Annotated in this window: 14 protein-coding genes; 6 read left to right on the forward strand and 8 right to left on the reverse strand. The window is 74.1% G+C overall.

All coding sequences use genetic code 11. From position 1 onward, the window contains the following. Window positions 1-10: 10 nt before the first annotated feature. The 3 genes from sucB to ACFYU9_RS10110 all read right to left on the reverse strand — a co-directional run bounded on the left by sucB (window position 11) and on the right by ACFYU9_RS10110 (window position 5,094). Entirely contained in the window at window positions 11-1,777 is a 1,767-nt protein-coding gene (gene sucB / locus ACFYU9_RS10100) for a 2-oxoglutarate dehydrogenase, E2 component, dihydrolipoamide succinyltransferase (protein ID WP_389344059.1), read from the reverse strand. A 62-nt stretch (window positions 1,778-1,839) separates the two neighbouring features. Continuing rightward, the gene (gene lpdA, locus ACFYU9_RS10105) at window positions 1,840-3,228 is read right to left on the reverse strand and encodes a dihydrolipoyl dehydrogenase (RefSeq protein ID WP_389205434.1); all 1,389 of its coding nucleotides are present in this window, start codon (window positions 3,226-3,228) and stop codon (window positions 1,840-1,842) included. A 360-nt stretch (window positions 3,229-3,588) separates the two neighbouring features. Then, a complete protein-coding gene (locus ACFYU9_RS10110) occupies window positions 3,589-5,094 on the reverse strand; it encodes a leucyl aminopeptidase (protein ID WP_389205432.1) in 1,506 nt (501 codons plus the stop codon). A gap of 330 nt (window positions 5,095-5,424) precedes the next feature. Here ACFYU9_RS10110 and ACFYU9_RS10115 point away from each other — a divergent pair, with 330 nt between their 5' ends. The 5 genes from ACFYU9_RS10115 to ACFYU9_RS10135 are packed head-to-tail and all read left to right on the forward strand — an operon-like array spanning window position 5,425 to window position 12,163. Next, the gene (locus ACFYU9_RS10115; RefSeq protein WP_389344061.1) at window positions 5,425-7,527 is read left to right on the forward strand and encodes a hypothetical protein; all 2,103 of its coding nucleotides are present in this window, start codon (window positions 5,425-5,427) and stop codon (window positions 7,525-7,527) included. Window positions 7,528-7,555: 28 nt separating this feature from the next. Beyond that, entirely contained in the window at window positions 7,556-9,070 is a 1,515-nt protein-coding gene (gene pelF, locus ACFYU9_RS10120; RefSeq protein ID WP_389344063.1) for a GT4 family glycosyltransferase PelF, read from the forward strand. Beyond that, window positions 9,067-10,722 (forward strand): hypothetical protein, encoded by a 1,656-nt coding sequence (locus ACFYU9_RS10125; RefSeq protein ID WP_389344065.1) that lies wholly within the window; start codon window positions 9,067-9,069, stop codon window positions 10,720-10,722. The genes pelF and ACFYU9_RS10125 overlap by 4 nt, the downstream gene beginning before the upstream one ends. Before the next feature lie 38 nt (window positions 10,723-10,760). Continuing rightward, window positions 10,761-11,372 (forward strand): spherulation-specific family 4 protein, encoded by a 612-nt coding sequence (locus ACFYU9_RS10130; RefSeq protein ID WP_389206701.1) that lies wholly within the window; start codon window positions 10,761-10,763, stop codon window positions 11,370-11,372. Continuing rightward, complete coding sequence (locus ACFYU9_RS10135) at window positions 11,369-12,163, forward strand: endo alpha-1,4 polygalactosaminidase (protein WP_389205424.1); 795 nt, start codon at window positions 11,369-11,371, stop codon at window positions 12,161-12,163. The genes ACFYU9_RS10130 and ACFYU9_RS10135 overlap by 4 nt, the downstream gene beginning before the upstream one ends. A gap of 40 nt (window positions 12,164-12,203) precedes the next feature. On the opposite strand, the gene ACFYU9_RS10140 is transcribed toward ACFYU9_RS10135, so the two are convergent. Further along, the gene (locus ACFYU9_RS10140) at window positions 12,204-12,968 is read right to left on the reverse strand and encodes an adenosylcobinamide-GDP ribazoletransferase (protein WP_389344067.1); all 765 of its coding nucleotides are present in this window, start codon (window positions 12,966-12,968) and stop codon (window positions 12,204-12,206) included. Window positions 12,969-13,057: 89 nt separating this feature from the next. Here ACFYU9_RS10140 and ACFYU9_RS10145 point away from each other — a divergent pair, with 89 nt between their 5' ends. Beyond that, window positions 13,058-13,828: a hypothetical protein gene (locus ACFYU9_RS10145; protein WP_389344069.1), complete on the forward strand. Its 771-nt coding sequence runs from the start codon at window positions 13,058-13,060 to the stop codon at window positions 13,826-13,828. On the opposite strand, the gene ACFYU9_RS10150 is transcribed toward ACFYU9_RS10145, so the two are convergent. The 4 genes from ACFYU9_RS10150 to ACFYU9_RS10165 all read right to left on the reverse strand — a co-directional run bounded on the left by ACFYU9_RS10150 (window position 13,762) and on the right by ACFYU9_RS10165 (window position 18,717). Continuing rightward, complete coding sequence (locus tag ACFYU9_RS10150; protein WP_389344071.1) at window positions 13,762-14,481, reverse strand: hypothetical protein; 720 nt, start codon at window positions 14,479-14,481, stop codon at window positions 13,762-13,764. The genes ACFYU9_RS10145 and ACFYU9_RS10150 overlap by 67 nt on opposite strands. A gap of 11 nt (window positions 14,482-14,492) precedes the next feature. Next, a complete protein-coding gene (locus ACFYU9_RS10155) occupies window positions 14,493-16,253 on the reverse strand; it encodes a phosphatidylglycerol lysyltransferase domain-containing protein (protein ID WP_389344073.1) in 1,761 nt (586 codons plus the stop codon). Window positions 16,254-16,361: 108 nt separating this feature from the next. Then, window positions 16,362-17,441 (reverse strand): nicotinate-nucleotide--dimethylbenzimidazole phosphoribosyltransferase, encoded by a 1,080-nt coding sequence (gene cobT / locus ACFYU9_RS10160; protein ID WP_389344074.1) that lies wholly within the window; start codon window positions 17,439-17,441, stop codon window positions 16,362-16,364. Window positions 17,442-17,514: 73 nt separating this feature from the next. Then, window positions 17,515-18,717 carry a bifunctional adenosylcobinamide kinase/adenosylcobinamide-phosphate guanylyltransferase gene (locus tag ACFYU9_RS10165; RefSeq protein WP_389205410.1) on the reverse strand — a complete coding sequence of 401 codons (1,203 nt, stop codon included), beginning with the start codon at window positions 18,715-18,717 and terminating at the stop codon, window positions 17,515-17,517. Window positions 18,718-18,767 lie beyond the last annotated feature (50 nt).

Below are 18,767 nucleotides of genomic sequence, written 5' to 3' on the forward strand. Positions count from 1 at the left end.
TCGGAGTGCCTTACAGGCCGAGGTCGACCTCGAACTCGCCGGCCTCCAGGATCGCCTTGACGGCCGTCAGGTAGCGGGCGGCGTCGGCGCCGTCCACCAGACGGTGGTCGTAGGAGAGCGTCAGGTAGGTCATGTCGCGGACGCCGATGACGGTGCCCTCGGCGGTCTCGATGACGGCCGGACGCTTGACCGTGGCACCGATGCCCAGGATGGCGACCTGGTTCGGCGGCACGATGATCGTGTCGAAGAGCGCACCGCGCGAGCCGGTGTTGGAGATGGTGAAGGTCGCACCGGACAGCTCGTCCGGCGTGATCTTGCTGGCGCGGACCTTGCCGGCCAGCTCGGCCGTGGCCTTGGAGATGCCGGCGATGTTCAGGTCGCCCGCACCCTTGATGACCGGCGTCATCAGACCCTTCTCGGAGTCCACGGCGATGCCGATGTTCTCCGAGTCGAAGTACGTGATGGTGCCCTCGTCCTCGTTGATCCGGGCGTTGATGACCGGGTGGGCCTTCAGCGCCTGGGCCGCCGCCTTCACGAAGAACGGCATCGGGGAGAGCTTGACGCCCTCACGGGCGGCGAACGCGTCCTTGGCACGGGCGCGCAGCTTCATCAGCTTGGTGATGTCGACCTCGACGACCGAGGACAGCTGGGCCTGGCCGTGCAGCGCCTTCATCATGTTGTCGCCGATGACCTTGCGCATGCGGGTCATCTTGACCGTCTGGCCACGCAGCGGGGAGACCTCCAGGACGGGGGTCTTCGGCGCGGCGGCGGCCGGAGCGGCGGCGACGGGAGCGGCGGCGGCGGCCTTCTTGGCCTCGGCGGCCGCGAGGACGTCCTGCTTGCGGATGCGACCGCCGACGCCCGAACCCTTGACGGACGCCAGGTCGACACCGTTCTCGGTGGCGAGCTTGCGGACCAGCGGGGTGACGTAGGCGCCGTCCTCGGCCGGCTGCGCGGCGGCGACCGGGGCGGGCGCGGCCGGAGCGGCGGCCGGAGCCGGGGTGACCGGGGCCGGGGCGGCCACCGGGGCGGCCGGAGCCGGGGCGGCGACCGGAGCGGCCGGGGCGGCCGGCGCGGGGGCCGGAGCCGGGGCCGGGGCCGGGGCCGGGGCGGCGGCGGGGGCCGGGGCGGCAGCCGGGGCCGGGGCGGCCGGGGCGGCACCCGCGGCACCGATGACGGCCAGCTTGGCGCCGACCTCGGCGGTCTCGTCCTCGCCGACGACGATCTCGAGCAGCACACCGGAGGCCGGGGCCGGGATCTCGGTGTCGACCTTGTCCGTGGAGACCTCGAGCAGCGGCTCGTCGGCCTCGACGGTCTCGCCGACCGACTTCAGCCAGCGGGTCACGGTGCCCTCGGTGACGGACTCGCCGAGCGCCGGCAGGACGACGTCGGTGCCCTGGGCGGCACCGGCGGGGGCGGCGGCCGGGGCCTCGGCGACCGGCGCCGGGGCGGCGGGGGTCTCGGCCACGGGGGCCGGGGCGGCGGCCGGAGCCGGAGCGGCGGCCGGCTCGGCGGCCGGGGCAGCGGCCGGGGCGCCGGTGCCGTCGTCGATGATGGCCAGCTCGGCGCCGACCTCGACCGTCTCGTCCTCGGCGACCTTGATGGAGGCCAGGATGCCCGAGGCGGGGGCGGGGATCTCGGTGTCGACCTTGTCGGTCGAGACCTCGAGCAGCGGCTCGTCGGCCTCGACACGCTCGCCCTCGGCCTTGAGCCAGCGGGTGACGGTGCCCTCGGTGACGCTCTCGCCGAGCGCCGGCAGGGTTACGGAAACCGACATGGTTTCAGTTGCTCCTAACGAATTGCGGAAAGTGGTCGTCGCGCCCTGTGATGACGTGAGCGTCAGTCGTGGGAGTGCAGAGGCTTGCCGGCGAGGGCCAGGTGGGCCTCGCCGAGCGCCTCGTTCTGCGTCGGGTGGGCGTGGATGAGCTGCGCGACCTCGGCCGGCAGCGCCTCCCAGTTGTAGATCAGCTGCGCCTCGCCGACCTGCTCGCCCATGCGGTCACCGACCATGTGGACGCCGACCACGGCACCGTCCTTGACCTGGACGAGCTTGATCTCGCCCGAGGTCTTCAGGATCTTGCTCTTGCCGTTGCCCGCGAGGTTGTACTTCAGGGCGACGACCTTGTCCGCGCCGTAGATCTCCTTGGCCTTCGCCTCGGTGATGCCGACGGAGGCGACCTCCGGGTGGCAGTACGTCACCCGCGGCACGCCGTCGTAGTCGATCGGCACGGGCTTCAGACCGGCGAGGCGCTCCGCGACCAGGATGCCCTCGGCGAAGCCGACGTGCGCGAGCTGGAGCGTCGGGACCAGGTCGCCGACCGCGGAGATCGTGGGCACGTTGGTCCGCATGTACTCGTCCACCAGGACGTAGCCGCGGTCCATCGCCAGGCCCTGCTCCTCGTAGCCGAGACCGGCCGAGACCGGGCCGCGGCCGATGGCGACGAGCAGCACCTCGGCCTCGAAGGTCTTGCCGTCGGCCAGGGTGACCTTGACACCGGTCTCGGTGTACTCGGCCGACTGGAAGAACGTGCCCAGGTTGAACTTGATGCCGCGCTTGCGGAAGGCGCGCTCAAGGATCTTGGAGCTGTTCTCGTCCTCGACCGGGACGAGGTGCTTCAGGCCCTCGATGACCGTCACGTCGGTGCCGAAGGACTTCCACGCCGAGGCGAACTCGACGCCGATGACACCGCCGCCGAGGATGATCGCGGACTCCGGGACCCGGTCCAGGGTCAGCGCGTGGTCCGAGGAGATGATCCGGTTGCCGTCGATCTCCAGGCCCGGCAGCGACTTCGGCACGGAGCCGGTGGCGAGGAGGACGTGACGGCCCTCGACCCGGCGGCCGTCGACGTCGACGGAGGTCGGGGAGGACAGGTGGCCGGTGCCCTCGATGTACGTCACCTTGCGGGACGCGACGAGACCCTGCAGACCCTTGTACAGGCCCGAGATCACGTCGTCCTTGTACTTGTGCACGGCCTTGATGTCGATGCCCTCGAAGGAGGCCTTGACACCGAACTGCTCCGCCTCGCGCGCCTGGTCGGCGACCTCGCCGGCGTGGAGCAGGGCCTTCGTCGGGATGCAGCCGTTGTGCAGGCAGGTGCCGCCGAGCTTGTTCTTCTCGATCAGTGCGACGTCCAGGCCCAGCTGCGCTCCGCGCAGCGCCGCGGCGTAACCGCCGCTACCGCCGCCGAGGATCACTAGGTCGAAAACGGTGCTGGCGTCGTTCGCCACGTCACGTCCTCCATGCATGTGCGCTCGTCGCCGGTCGTCCATGACCGGGCGGCGGCTCCGGGTGTCCGGCCGCATATTTGTCGGCCCTGTGGTGGGGGCCCTGTCCTGCCGAGAACCCATCTTCGCACTTGTTGACGGACGGCGGGACGCGGGGCCGCGCTCTGAGACGGCGGATGGTCCGTCCGGACGGGCTACGGACACGTACGAAGCTACGGATTTCGTCGCGGGCGAACGGGCGGGGAGGCACGGGGAAGGGCCGCGGAACGGGCGGGGCCGGGGGAGGGCCGGGGCGGGGCCGGAACGGGGACGACCCCGGCGGCCGAGGCCACCGGGGTCGTACGCGTCACAGCGGGCGGGTGCCTACAGCTCGCCGTCCGCGGTGAGCTCCGCGAGCCGCACCAGGGTGCGCACCGAGGAGCCGGTGCCGCCCTTGGGGGTGTAGCCGTACGGCGCGCCCTCGTGGAAGGCCGGGCCCGCGATGTCGAGGTGGGCCCAGGTGATGCCCTCGCCCACGAACTCCTGCAGGAAGAGACCGGCGACCAGGCCGCCGCCCATCCGGACGCCCATGTTGGCCATGTCGGCGGTGGGGGAGTCCATGGACTTGCGCATGTCCGCCGGGAGCGGCATCGGCCAGGACTGCTCGCCGACCTCGCCCGCGATCTCGTGGATCGCGGTCCGGTAGTCGTCGTCGTTGGCCATGATGCCGAAGGTGCGGTCGCCCAGGGCCAGCACCATGGCGCCGGTCAGGGTGGCCACGTCGACGATGGCGTCCGGGTGCTCCTCCGAGGCCCTGGTCAGCGCGTCGGCCAGGACCAGGCGGCCCTCGGCGTCCGTGTTGAGGACCTCGACGGTCTTGCCGCTGTACATGCGCAGCACGTCGCCGGGGCGGGTGGCCGAACCGGACGGCATGTTCTCGGCGAGCGCCAGCCAGCCGGTGACGTTGACCTCGAGGCCGAGGCGCGCGGCCGCGACGACGGCGGAGAACACGGCGGCGGCACCGCTCATGTCGCACTTCATCGTCTCGTTGTGGCCGGCCGGCTTCAGCGAGATGCCGCCCGAGTCGTAGGTGATGCCCTTGCCGACCAGGGCGAGGGTCTTCTCCGCCTTCGGGTGGGTGTAGGCGATGCGGACCAGGCGCGGCGGGTTCACCGAGCCGTTGCCGACGCCCAGGATGCCGCCGAAGCCGCCCTTGACGAGCGCCTTCTCGTCGAGCACCTGCACCTTGAGGCTGTGCTCCTTGCCGGCGGCCTGCGCGGCGGCGGCGAACGCGGCCGGGGTCAGGTCGTTCGGCGGCTGGTTGATCAGGTCGCGGGCGCGGTTGATCTCCTCGGCGACGGTCAGCGCGCGGTCCGCGGCGGCCTTGAACGCCTTGTCGCGCGGCTTGGCGCCGAGCAGGGCGACCTCGCCGAGCGGCTTCTTGCGGCCCTCGGCGTCCTGGTACGCGGTGTAGGCGTAGGCGCCGAGCAGCGCGCCCTCGGCGATCGCGGCCGCGTCCTCGGGGGAGCCGATCGGCAGCGCGAAGGCGGCCTTCTTGGCGCCGGCCAGGGCGCGGGCGGCGGTGCCGGCGGCGCGACGCAGCGCCTCGGCGTCGAAGCCCTCGCCGTCCTCGGGCGCGGAGCCCAGGCCGACGACGAGCACGACAGGGGCCTTGAGGCCGGCCGGCGAGGGAAGCTTGGTCGCCTCACCCTCTGCGCCGGTGGCGCCCAGAGTCTCCAGGACGGCGGCCAGACCGCCGTCGAACGCCTGGTCGACGGCCTCGGCGCCGGGGGCCACGACGAGCGTCTTCCCGGACTTCGCGGCGCCGACCACGACGGCGTCGGCGCGCAGCGTCGCCGCGCCGGCGGTGCTGAGAGTGAGAGCAGTCACGGTGGTGATTTCTCGCTTCCGTTGAGTGAGTGTGGCGGTCGAGGGATGGGCCGACCGTGCCCGCCGCATCGTATTTCGGCCCGATGAGCGCCAAGGCACGAGCCTACGCTCGCTCACCGCGTTCGATCACGGCGGCGGTGATTCACTCGTCCGTGGTGTCTCTATCTGGTTTACGCATCGGGGGGCCCGGCCCCGTTCCAGACTCGGCTCGCGTCACCGCACCGCGCCGGCCCGGCGTCCACTCCGCCGCGCCGTCGACCGTGCCATCCACAGCGACATCTCCACAGGTCACGCCGGTCCGGCGGGCCTGCCGAGGGGGGACACCCACCGATGGATTCCAGCCGCTCCCGCACGCCCGGAGCCGCCCGCCCCGCCGCGCGCGGAGCCCGCCCGTCCGCCCGCGGGGCCTCCCGGCTCGCGGCGCTCGCCGCCGCCGCACTGCTCGCCACGGTCGTCCCCTCGGCTCAGGCGGGCGCGGCCCCGGCCGCCCCGCGCGTCGACCTGACCGTGCTCGTCGTCGACGACGGCGGCGGCGCGGTCGAGGCGATCACCGCCGAGCTGGCCGGCTCCGGCGTCCCGTACCGCCGCATCGACCTGAACGATCCGAACCGGCCCGTGCTCACCGCGGCCTTCCTCGGCGACACCGTCGACGGCCGGCCGCGCGCGAAGTACCAGGGCGTCGTCCTGCCGCACGAGGCCGCCTTCGGCCCCGACTCCGCCGAGCAGGCCGCCCTCGCCGCGTACGAGCGGGGCTTCGGCATTCCGCAGGTCGACGCCTCCACCTGGGCCCACCCCGGCGTCGGCCTCGACTACACGACCGACGGCGGCTGGTCAGGCGTCCTCGACGGCGCCCGCGCCTACGTCACCCCGGCCGGCCACGCCGGGCCCTTCCGGGACCTGCGCGGAACCGTCACCTTCGACGACAACGACCCCGGAGTCTCCGAGAGTTACGGCTACGCGGGCCGCCCCCGGGCCGGCTACACCAGCTACCTCGACATGCCCGCCGCCGACGGCGGCCGGATGAGCCTGATCGGCGAGTACGCCCACGACGGACGGCGCGAACTCGTCGTCACCTTCGCCTCCAACCCGTACCAGCGGCAGTTCCGGGTGCTCGCCCGCGGCATCGTCGACTGGCTCACCCAGGGCGTCCACCTCGGCCAGAGCCGCGACTACCTCTCCGTCCACGTCGACGACGTCCTCGCCCCCGACGCCCGGTGGGACACGGTCCGCGACTGCACGCCCGGCGACAACGACTGCCCCGGCGGCGACGGCGCCGAGGAGAATCCCATCCGGATGACCGCCGCCGACGCCGCGTACGCCGCCGCCTGGCAGAAGTCCTCCGGCTTCCTCCTCGACCTGGTCTACAACGGCGGCCAGGGCGAGCAGTGGAAGACCGAGCACGGCGGCAGCGACCCGCTCGCCGCCCGGCTGCTCGCCGACCGGGCGCAGTACCGCTGGATCAACCACACCTACACCCACGCCTTCCTCGGCTGCGTCCAGGACACCACCACCGTCCCCTGGAGCTGCGCCAAGGACGCCTCCGGCGCGGTGAGGTGGACCAGCCGGTCCGAGATCTCCGCGCAGATCCGCGACAACCTCGACTGGGCCTACGGCAAGGGCGTCCCCGTCGACCGCGGCGAGCTCGTCACCGGCGAGCACTCCGGCCTGAAGACCCTGCCGCAGCAGCCCGCCGACAACCCCAACCTCGCCGGTGCCCTCGCCGACAACGGCGTGAAGTGGACCGCGAGCGACAACTCCCGCGAGCCGCGCCAGCGTTCCGTCGGCACCGGCACCGGCGCCGCCCGCACCGTGCCCCGCCACCCCATGAACGTCTACTACAACGCCGGCACCGCCGCCGAGATGACCGACGAGTACAACTGGATCTACACCTCCCGCGCCGACGGCGGCAGCGGCCTCTGCGAGAACGACCCGGCCTCCACCTGCCTGCCCGCCCCGCTCGACCCGGCCACCGGCTACGCCGCGTACATCGCGCCCCGCGAGGCCCGCACCGCCCTCGCCCACGTCCTCGGCAACGACCCGCGCCCGCACTACGTCCACCAGTCCAACCTCGCCGAGGAACGCCTGCTCTACCCCGTCCTCGACCAGGTCCTCGCCGACTACCGGGCCCTCTACGCCGACAACACCCCGCTGGTGAACCTCCGTCAGAAGGACGCCGGGACCGAGCTGAGCCGCCGCGCCGACTGGGCGCAGGCGCTCGCCGCCGGCCAGGTCACCGCCTACCGCATCGGCGACACCGTCACCGTCAAGGCCCCCGCCGGCGTCGCCGTCCCCGTCACCGCACCCGAGGGCACCCGCAGGCAACTCCTGCTCGGCACCGCCGCGTTCGGCACCCCGTACGCCGGCACCCGGTCCGCCTGGACCACGCCCGAACTGCTCCAGAGCGGCATCACGCTCAAGCTCCCGACGACCTGACCAGCCCGCCGTCCGGGGGGACACGCACATGCCGAGCAGCGGCCGTCACGTCACCATGCTCACCGAAGGCACCTACCCGCACGTCCACGGCGGCGTCAGCACCTGGTGCGACCAACTCGTCCGCGGCATGCCCGAGGTCGACTTCCACGTCCTCGCCCTCACCGGAAGCGGCCGCGAACCCGTCACCTGGGACCTGCCGCCCAACCTCACCGCCCACACCTCCTTCCCGCTCTGGGGCGCCGCCCCCGAGCGGGCCCGGTGCGCCCCGCGCGGCCGCGCCGCCCGCCGCTTCCTCGACGCCTGGGAGCGGCTGCTCCTCGCGATCCTCGACCCGGCGGCGGGCTGCGACTTCGGCGACAGCCTCCACGTCCTCGCCGGACTCGCCCGCGAGGGCCGGCTCACCACAGCCCTGCGCTCCGAGCGCGTCCTGCGCTCCCTGATGTGGATCTGGACCATGCCGCACCTGCCGACGGCCGCCGCCCGGCCCACCGTCCACGACGCCCTCACCGCCACCGACCTGCTCGAACACGCGCTGCGCCCGCTCGCCGCCCGGATACCCGAGGGCCGCGTCGCGCACGCCGTCTCCAGCGGACTCGCCACCCTGCCGGCGCTCGCCGCCCAGCACTTCGAAGGGACGCCCTTCCTGCTCACCGAACACGGCATCTACCTGCGCGAGCGCTACCTCGGCTACCGCACCGAGGCCCAGCGCTTCCCCGTCAAGGCCCTGCTCCTCGGCTTCTACCGCGAGCTCAACACCCTCGGCTACCGCAAGGCCGACCTCATCACCCCCTGCAACCGGTACAACCGGCGCTGGGAGGAACGCGGCGGCGCGCCCGCCGACCGCATCCGCACCGTCTACAACGGCGTCGACCCGGCCGCCTTCCCCTGGGCCGGCCCCGAGCCCGCCGCCCCCACCCTCAGCTGGGTGGGCCGCGTCGACCCCATCAAGGACCTGGAGACGCTCATCCGGGCCTACGCCATCTGCCGCGCCGAACTCCCCGAGCTCAGGCTCCGCCTCTTCGGCCCCGTCCCGGCCGGCAACGAGGACTACCGCACCCGCCTGGAGAAACTCGCCGCCGAACTCGGCGTCACCGACGGCGTCACCTTCGAGGGCCGCACCTCCGACGTCGCCGGCGCCTACGCCTCCGGCAACGTCGTCATGCTCTCCTCCATCAGCGAGGGCTTCCCCTTCTCCCTCATCGAAGCCATGTCCTGCGGCCGCGCCACCGTCTCCACCGACGTCGGCGGCGTCCGCGAGGCCGTCGGCGACACCGGCCTCGTCGTCCCGCCCCGCGAACCCGCCGTCATGGCCGCCGCCGTCACCGAGCTGCTGCGCGACGACACGCGCCGCGCCGACCTCGCCCGCCGCGCCCGGCAGCGCGTCGTCGACCGCTTCACCCTGCACCGCTCCGTCGACGGATTCCGCCGCATCTACCTCGAACTCGCCGGCCGCCGGCCCGGCCCGGTGGCGGAACCGGCCGACTGGACGGTCCGCCTGACGGACCCCTGGCGCACCGAACCGGCCGGAGGCGCCTGGGTATGAGCGGCTCCCTCTGGCTGAAGCAGCCCACCACCGGCGACGCCCTCCCGGCGATCCCGCGCCAGCGCACCGACTCCGCGCTCCCGCCCGACCCGCTCGACGCCCTCGCCGCCCGCCTCGACGCGCTCGCCGCCGTCGCCGTGCACCCCGACGAGATAGCCGCGATCCTCGAGTCGGACGGCATGACGGACGACCACATCCGGCTCACCTACGGCCGCGCCGACTCCTTCGCCCTCGCCGAGGACCTCTACGCCCGCACCGAGCGCCGCCACCCCGACCCCGAGGCACCGGCCGCCGGGCCCTGGCACACCGGGCTCGCCGGGTGTCTGCTGCGCGGCCTGGTGTTCGCGCTGCCCGGGCTCGCGTACGTGCTCGGCGCGCCGATCCTGGCCACCGGGCCGGGACGGTACGGGCTGCCGCCGGGGAGCGTGCCGCTGTTCGCGGGGGCGGTCACCGGCTGGGTGTGGAACCAGGCGCTCGCGCACCGCGCCTACGGCTGGCTCGGGCTCGGCGACCGGCCGGCCGCCGTACGGGCGCTGCTCACCGGCGCGCCGGCCGGGGCGCTCGCCGGCGCGGCCGTCGCGGTGGCGGCGGCCGCGCCGGGGGAGGGGGCGGCCGCGCTGTTCGGGGCCGGGCAGGCGGTGTACCTGGCGGCGGCGACCGTACTCCTCGTCCTCGGCCGCGAACGCGCCCTGCTCGCCGCCCTGCTGCCCCTCGCCGGCGCCGTCCCCGCCTTCCGCCACGACCTCCCGCAACCCCTGCGGGCCGCCCTGCTGCTCTGCTCGCTCGCCACGACGACCACCTTCGCCGCGGCCGCACTGGGCCGGGGGTCCGGCCGGGACGGGGGCGGGGGTTTCTCCGTCCTGCGCAGGAGGCTCGGGCGTGCGCGAGGTGGGGGCGTGTCCGTCCTGGGCCGGGGGTCCGGCCGGCGTGACGGGGGTGGGGGCTCCTCCGCACTGCGCAGGGGCCTCGGCCGGCGTGACGGGGGCGGGGGCTGGTCCGTCCTGGGCCGGGGCCCCGGCCGGCCCGCCGGGCGCCGGGGTTCCCCCGCGCCGCGCCCGGGACCGCGGGGCGCGGGCGCCGGGGGCCGCGCCGTGACGGGCGCGGGCCACGGCCGGCGGGCGCGGGGCGGGCCGCCGTTCGCGGCCTCGCTCCCGTACGGACTGTTCGGCCTCGGCAGCGGGCTGCTCGTGCTCGGTGTCGGCGCCGACGCCGTCATCGCGCTCAGCCTCTCCATGGGGCCGGCCGAGTGGCTGCTGCACCGCTTCCGGGGCGCCAGCCTGACCCGGCTGCGGCTGCTGACCACCGCGCGGGAGTTCCGCCGGGCGGTCACCGGCATGCTGGTCCGCTGCCTCGGCGGCTATCTCGTGCTGCTGCTCGCCCTCACGGTCACCGCGGGGGCGCTGTGGCCCGGCGCCGCCGCCGCGTCCGCGGGGCGGACCGGCGCGCTGCTGCTCGTCGGCGCGGTGCTGTGGCTGGGGCTGCTGCTCCAGGCCTTCGGCGCGGTGTCGAGCGCGGCGGTGGTGTGCCTGCTGGCCGCCGTCGCGCGGGCACTGGCCCCGGCGGCCGGGGCGGCCGCTGCGGGTCTGGCGGCGGCCGTGCTGTGCGTGCTGACCTGTGTCCTGCTGGTCCGACCGACCGCCCACCGCTCCTAGGGGACCGGACTGTGAGAAACCCGGAACCACCGCGATCCCTGATCCTGGTGCCGTTCTACGAGCACCCCGCCGACCGGCCCGACGAGTGGGCCGCCGTCGTCGCGGCCGCGCCCGTCCTCTACGGCGTCGTCCTCAACCCGGCGAGCGGGGCGGGCCGCGCCCCCGACCCGGCGTTCGCCGAGGTCGCCGCGCGGCTGCGGGCCGCCGGGGCGCGGGTCCTCGGCTACGCGGACACCGACTACGGCCGCCGCCCGCACGCCGAGGTCGTCGCCGACCTCGTACGGCACCGCGACTGGTACGGCGCCGACGGCGCGTTCCTCGACCAGGTGCCGACGGAACCGGCCGCGCTGCCGCACTACCGCCGACTCACCGTGGCCGCGCGGGCAGCGGGCGCCGCGACCCTGGTCCTCAACCACGGCGCCCACCCGGCCCCCGGCTACGAGGAACTCGCCGACCTCCTCGTCACCTTCGAGGGCCCCTGGGACGCCTACCGGGCCCTCGACCTGCCCGTCGCCGACCACTACTGCCACCTCGTCTACGCGGTCCCCGCCGACGCCCCGCCCCCGGCGACCCCGGTCCACTGCGCGGTCCCGGGCACGGGCGCGCATCCGTGGGGCACGCTGCCGCACACCCTGGAGCCCGTACGGTGACCCGACGCCCGCTGCCCCTGCTCGCCCTGCTGCTCCTGCTGCTCACGGCCTGCACCGCCGCCCCGCCGTCCCCCGACGACCCGGCCCCCGCCGAGCGCTGGCAGCCCCGGCCCGGCCTCGCCTGGCAGTGGCAGCTCAGCGGCCGCCTCGACCCGTCCGTGGACGTCCCCGTCTACGACATCGACGGCTTCGACCATCCGGCCACCACCGTCGCCGCGCTGCACCGCGCCGGCCGCAAGGTGATCTGCTACGTCTCCACCGGCTCCTGGGAGGACTTCCGCCCCGACGCGGCGAGGTTCCCCCGGTCCGTCCTCGGCAAGGGCAACGGCTGGCCCGGCGAGCGCTGGCTGGACATCCGCCGCACCGACCTCCTCGCCCCGCTCATGGCGGCCCGCCTCGACCTGTGCCGGGCCAAGGGCTTCGACGCGGTCGAGCCCGACAACATGGACGGCTACCGGAACGACACCGGCTTCCCCCTCACTGCCGCCGACCAGCTCCGCTACAACCGGCTCGTCGCCCGCCTCGCCCACGACCGCGGCCTCGCCGTCGCCCTCAAGAACGACCTCGACCAGATCCCCGACCTCCTCCCCGACTTCGACTTCGCGGTCAACGAGCAGTGCGCCCAGTACGAGGAGTGCGAGGCGCTCGCCCCGTTCGTGAAGGCGGGCAAGGCGGTCTTCCACGTCGAGTACGAGCTGGAGCCGGCCGCGTTCTGCCCGCAGGCGCGGAGGCTGGGCTTCGGCTCGATGCGCAAGCGGTACGAGCTCGACGCCTGGCGCCGGCCCTGCTGAGGCCCTGGTTCCTGTCCGACCCTGATCCGCCGGGCAGGCCCTAGCCCAGCGTCAGCGCCACCACGGCCACCGTCGCCGCCGTCTCCGCCACCGCGCCGAACACGTCGCCCGTCACCCCGCCGAAGCGGCGCACGCAGCGGCGCAGCAGCAGCTCCGACACGCCGAGCGCGGCGAGGGCCGCCAGGGCGTGGCGGAGGGCTTCGTACGGGGAGAACAGGGCGCCGGCCAGCGCGCACACCACGACGACCAGACCGGTCGTCAGGGCGGCGGACCGGACCGGGACCGTGGCGGCGACGATCGCGCCGAGGCCCTCGGGGCGGGCCGCCGGGACGCCTTCGCGGGAGGCGAGGGTGAGGGCGAGGCGGGCGACGGTGGCGGAGAGGACGGCGGCGACCGTGCCGTACGCCCAGCCCTCGGCGTACAGCCGGGAGAGCGCGGCGACCTGGGCGAGCAGGACGAAGAGCAGGGTGATGACGCCGAACGGGCCGATGTCGGACTGCTTCATGATCCGCAGGGCGTCCTCCGCCGGCTTGCCGCTGCCGAGGCCGTCGGCGGTGTCGGCGAGGCCGTCGAGGTGGAGGCCGCGGGTGAGCAGGGCGGGCACGGCGGCGGTGAGGACGGCGGCGAGCAGCGGGCCCGCGCCGAGGAACAGGGCCACGCCACCGGCCGCGGCCGCGCACATGCCTACGATGAGGCCCGCGAGCGGGGCGCAGAGCATCCCGGCGCGGGCCGCGTCACGGTCCCAGCGGGTGATGCGGGCGGGGAGCACGGTGAGGGTGCCGAAGGCGAATCGCAGGCCGTCCATCCGCGGAAGGGTAGTGCCCCGGCATCGCCGCTAGATTGGCGGCAACGGCAACAAAACGGCAGAAAACTGACCGATCGGCAGAGGGTGGCATGGGTCACTGGTTCTCGCGCAACATCGTCGAACCCGGGAAACTCCCGCTGTTCCTCGCCCTGACCGCCTTCGTGGTGACCTTCCTGGTCACCCGCACCATCACCCGGCTCATCCGGGCCGGCAAGGGCCCCTTCCGCAACGTCTCCTCGGGCGGGCTGCACATCCACCACGTGGTGCCGGGCGTCGTGCTCAGCGTGCTCGGCGGCTTCGGCGCGGTCGCCAGCGGCCGGCACGGGGTGGGGGCCGCCGGCTTCGCGGTGGTCTTCGGGGTGGGCGCCGGGCTCGTCCTCGACGAGTTCGCGCTGATCCTGCACCTCGACGACGTCTACTGGACGGACGCCGGCCGCAAGAGCGTCGAGGCCGTCGTCCTCACCGCCACCCTGGTGCTGCTCGTGCTCACCGGCTTCTCGCCGCTCGGCGTCAACGACATGTCGGCGCAGGAGCGCCAGGACCGCACGACCTTCATCCTGACCCTCGCCGTCAACTTCCTCTTCGTCCTGATGACCCTGGTGAAGGGGAAGATCCGGCTGGCCGTCTTCGGCACCTTCGTGCCGTTCATCGCGATCATCGGCGCCGTCCGGCTGGCCCGCCCGGGCTCCTGGTGGGCCCGCAGGTTCTACTCCCGCCGCCACCGGGCCCGCGCCCGCTCCCGGATCCGCGCCTACCGGCACGACAAGCGCTGGACCCGGGTGCGGCGCAGGTTTCAGGACTTGATCGGCGGCTTCCAGGAGCGCGTGCCCGGCCGCGGCGGCTCCACGTCGTCGAGCTGAGCCAGCGGGCCGCGCCGCGCGTCCCGCCACTCCTGGAAGGCGACCACCAGGAGGACGGCGGTGATGGCGACGATGTGCTCCTTGCCCGCCAGGTTGTTCTTGACCAGGACCTCGACGACCATCGCCACGATCACGGCCGTCCGGGTCCAGCGGGCCCGGTGGCGCCAGCACACGTACACCGCGAGGCCCACCACCGCCGCCGAGGGGCCGGTGTCCACGATCCGGGCGTCGGAGGCGGGCAGCCCCAGCGGGTTGTCGGGTCCGAGGGCAAGGCCGACGCGGGCGTACAGCGTGCCGGCCAGCGTCGCCGTGTAGGCGACGAGCAGGGTCCGCCACCGGCCCAGGCAGATCTCGGCGATCCCGAACACCAGCAGGACCTGCCCGAGCGCGCCCCACACCGGCAGGTCGAGCGCCGGGACGAAGAGGGAGAGCGGGGTGCGCAGCAGCGCCAGCCAGACCGGGTCCTCGGCCCGCACGAAGCCGATGTCGTGGACCGTCTGATAGCCCCAGTCCTGGTTCTGCACGATTTGGAAGAAGGAAATGAGGAAGACGGCGCCGATCGTCATCGGGATCGCGCGCCACCTCCGTAACGCGAGCGTCGTCCGTACGGTCCCGACGAGCGGGACCCACTCACGGCGCGCGAACGCTCTCACGGACGAGAGGTTCAACGTCTGCCCTCCAGATGCTTGCGGTGCAGCCACTTGGGCAGCCCCGGGGCCTCCAGGAAGCCCTCGGCACGGCCCGCGGCGAGGCCGATGCGCAGCAGGTCGGCGCTCTTCTCGAAGAGCATGAATCGGGGCTCCCAGATCGGTCGGTACTTGGCGTTGGCGCGGTACAGCGACTCGATCTGCCACCAGCGGGAGAAGAAACTGAGCAGTGAACGCCACATGCGCAGCACCGGTCCCGCACCGAGCTTCGAGCCACGTTCGAAGACGGATCGGAACATCGCGAAGTTGAGCGAGACCTGAGTGATTCCGATCTCCTTGGCGCGCTGCAGGAGTTCGATGACCATGAATTCCATCAGACCGTTCTCGGACTCCCGGTCCCGGCGCATCAGATCCAGGGACAGGCCCTTCGGGCCCCACGGCACGAACGACAGCAGCGCCCGTAGCTCGCCCTGCTCGTCGGAGCACTCCAGCATCACGCAGCGGCCGTCCTTCGGATCGCCGAGCCGGCCGAGCGCCATCGAGAAGCCGCGCTCGGTCTCGCCGTCCCGCCAGTCGTCCGCCTTGGTGAGCAGCGCGGCCATCTCGTCCGCCGGGATGTCCTCGTGGCGCCGGATCCGCACCGTGTAGCCGGCCCGCTTGACCCGGTTGAACGCCTGCCGGACCGTCCGCATGGCCCGCCCGTCGAGCGTGAACTCGTCGGTCTCCACGATCGCCTCGTCGCCCAGCTCCAGCGCGTCGAGCCCGTGCCGGGCGTAGATCTGGCCGGCCTCCTCGCTCGCGCCCATCACCGCCGGGATCCAGCCGTGCTCGCGCGCCTGGGCCAGCCACGGCTCGATCGCGCCGGGCCACGCCTCCGGGTCGCCGATCGGGTCGCCGGAGGCGAGGGAGACGCCGCCGACCACCCGGTAGGCGATCGCCGCCTTCTCGCTCGGGGACCAGATGACGCTCTTCTCGCGGCGCAGCGCGAAGTAGCCCAGCGAGTCGCGGTCGCCCTGCTTCTCCAGCAGCGCCCGCAGCCGGTCCTCGTCCTCCTCGGTGATCGCGTCGACGGCCCGCCGGGCGCGGAAGGCGGCGAACAGCACCGCGAACAGCAGCAGCGTCGACATCACGTTGATGACGACGTCGACCCAGCCGGGCGTGTTGATCGTCGCGTACGCCTTGTCGTCCGAGGCCAGCGTGATCAGCCGCAGCACGCCGTACTTCCAGCGCTCCAGGAAGGTCGAGGTGCCGGTGGCCGTGTTGGTGACGGTGACCAGGAGCGCGGCGAGCAGCGAGGTGACGAGCAGCCCGCCGACCGCGACCACCGCGGCCGCGAGCGGGTTGGAGCGGTCACCCTTGGCGTAGAACTCCTTGCGGCCGAGCAGCAGTGACGCGAAGAACGCGGCCGTCAGCGCCAGCGACACCCAGTTCTGGGCGTGCTGCCGGATCTCCGGGAAGATCATCACCAGGGCGAAGAGCAGCAGGAACAGCCCGCTCAGCACGACGTTGAGGATCCACGCGGCGCGCTTGCGGCGGCGCATGGTGACCGCCAGGAACAGCGTGAACACGCCGGACGCGAAGCCGGCGGTCAGCATGTACGGGGTGAAGAAGTTGTCCTCGTTGTGCCGGCGCAGGTCGTTGCCCAGCGAGACCCAGACGGCGCTCAGGAAATTGACGAAGGTGACGGCCCGCAGATACCAGACGGCGAAGGCGGCGCTGCGCCGCGATCGGACCGTGCTCTGAGGTGCTCCGGCAGTGGACAAACGGACTTCTCCCATGAAACGCGATGATATGGGGCGACACTCCGCCTGTCCGGGCCGGGGGCCGGGATCGGGCGGCGCACGCCTGCGGAGCGACCCGGACCCCGACCCCGTCGAGATCGAGCCCTAGTCGTTCGTCCCCGAGCCGGCCGCCGCGGGCTCCGCCGGAGCGGAGGCCTCCGGCAGCTCCGCCGCCAGGGCCGCCGCCGCGCGGACCAGGGGGAGCGCGAGCAGCGCGCCGGTTCCCTCGCCCACAGTGACGCCGTGGTCGAGCAGGGGGTTGAGCGCCATCCGGTCCAGCGCCTTCGCCTGGGCCGGCTCGCCGCTCACCTGTCCCGCCAGCCACCAGTCAGGCGCCCGGAACGCCGCCCGCTGCGCCACCAGCGCGCAGGCCGCGCCCACGACGCCGTCCAGGATCACCGGCATCCGGCGCACCGACGCCTGGAGCAGGAAGCCCGTCATCGCCGCCAGGTCCGGCCCGCCGACCGCCGCCAGCAGCTCCAGCTGGTCGCCGAGGACCGGGCGGGCCCGGCGCAGCGAGTCACGGATCGCGGCGCACTTGCGCATCCAGGCCAGGTCGTCGATCCCGGCCCCGCCGCGGCCGGTCACCACCGAGGCGTCCGTCCCGCACAGCGCCGCGATCAGCGTCGACGCCGGCGTCGTACCGCCCACGCTCAGATCGCCGAGCACCACGAGATCGGTGCCCGAGTCGGCCTCCTCGTCGGCGATCGCGATGCCCAGCTCCAGGGCCGCCAGCGCCTCCGCCGCGCTCTGCGCGTCCTCCAGGTCGATCCGGCCCGTACCGCGCCGCACCCGGCGCCGGGTCACCTCGGCCGGCAGCAGCTCCGGATCGCAGTCCAGACCCGCGTCCACCACCCGCACCGGCACGCCCTGCGCCCGGGCCAGCACCGCGACCGGGCTCGCGCCGTCGAGCACGGCACGCACCAGCTCGTACGCGCTGCCCGCGACCCGCCCCGACACGTCCAGCGAGGCCACCCCGTGGTCGCCCGCGAACAGCACCACCTTCGGCTGCTCCACCGGCCGCACCGGCACCCGGCCCTGGGCCGCCGCCAGCCACTCGCCCAGCTCGTCGAGCCGCCCGAGCGCGCCGGGACGCAACGAGAGCCGCTCCCGGCGCTCCTCGGCGTCGCGCCGGATCCCCCCGTCGGGGCGCTCGATCAGATCGGAGAAGTCGTCGAGGTTCAAGGTTGCTTCCGCCTAGTGACGTCAATCGGTCGTGGGGCACACGCATGGGTGGTCGATCGTTCGAACCCTACCGCTAGCCCCTGAGCACCAGGGCCTGTCCCGCGACCACCAGGAGCACCTGCTCGCACTCGTCGCCGAAGGCCGCGTTGAGCCGCCCCAGCTCGTCCCGGAAGCGCCGCCCCGACGCCGTCGCCGGGACCACGCCCGACCCGACCTCGTTCGTCACCGCGACGAGCGTGCGCCGGGTCGCCCGCACCGCCGCCACCAGCTCCGCGACCCGCTCGGCCAGCGCGTCCCGCCCGGTGTCCGCCCAGGTCGCGTCGTCCCAGGCGCCGACCCGGTCCATGGCGTCCGTCAGCCACAGCGACAGACAGTCGACCAGCAGCGGCGGGCCCTCGGCCGCGAGCAGCGGGACGAGATCGGTCGTCTCCTCCGTACGCCAGGAGCCCGGCCGCCGGTCCCGGTGCAGGCCCACCCGGTGCGCCCACTCCGGGTCGCCCTCGCGGGTGCCGCCGGTCGCCACGTACACGACCTCGGGGAAGGTCTCCAGGCGCCGCTCGGCCTCCACCGACTTGCCCGACCGGGCGCCGCCGGTGACCAGCGTGCGGCGCGGCACCTCGGGCACGGCGTGGTACTCGCCGACGTACAGCGTCGTGCCGTCCGGCACCGCCCGCGCGCCCGCCGCCGCGAGCCGCCGGTCCAGCTCGGCGCCGGTCGGCGCGTCGTGGTCCAGGTGCACCGCGACCACGTCCGTGCCCGGGCCGACCGCGCCGGTCGACCGCAGCCGGGCCAGCCCGTCCGGACGGCCCGTCACGTCCGCCACCACCATGTCGTACGGGCGCCGGTGATCGTCCGTCAGCCCGGCCGGGGCGCCGCCCGGCGGCAGGTAGAGCAGCCGCTCGCCGTCCGCCGACGTCACCTCGTACCCGGTGCCCGGCGAGTCCATCGGCACCGCCCGCACCCGGTGCCCGCTGATCAGCGTCAGCTCCCGCCCGTCCGGCACCCGGCCCGCCGCCGGCAGCCCCGCCGGCACCTCCAGGGCCGGACCGTCGTGCGGATGCGTCAGCAGGACCTGACGTACGCCGACCAGCGAATGCCCCGAACGCGCGGCGGCCAGCGCGGCCCCCGGCGTCAGATCGAGCAGCAGCGCCCCGTCCACGAGCAGCGACGTCGCCGCCCGCGCCTGTTTCCCCCGCGACAGCGCGCACACCGCGCAGGGGCAGTCGGGACGGGGGAGTCCGAGGGGCGCTCCGGTGCCGAGCAGAGTCAGTTCCACGTAACGATCCTCCCGTGTCGCCGCAACCCGTGCGCGCCCGGCTACGCTGT

It is taken from the genome of Streptomyces sp. NPDC004327 (assembly GCF_042873935.1).
Classification (GTDB): Bacteria; Actinomycetota; Actinomycetes; order Streptomycetales; family Streptomycetaceae; genus Streptomyces.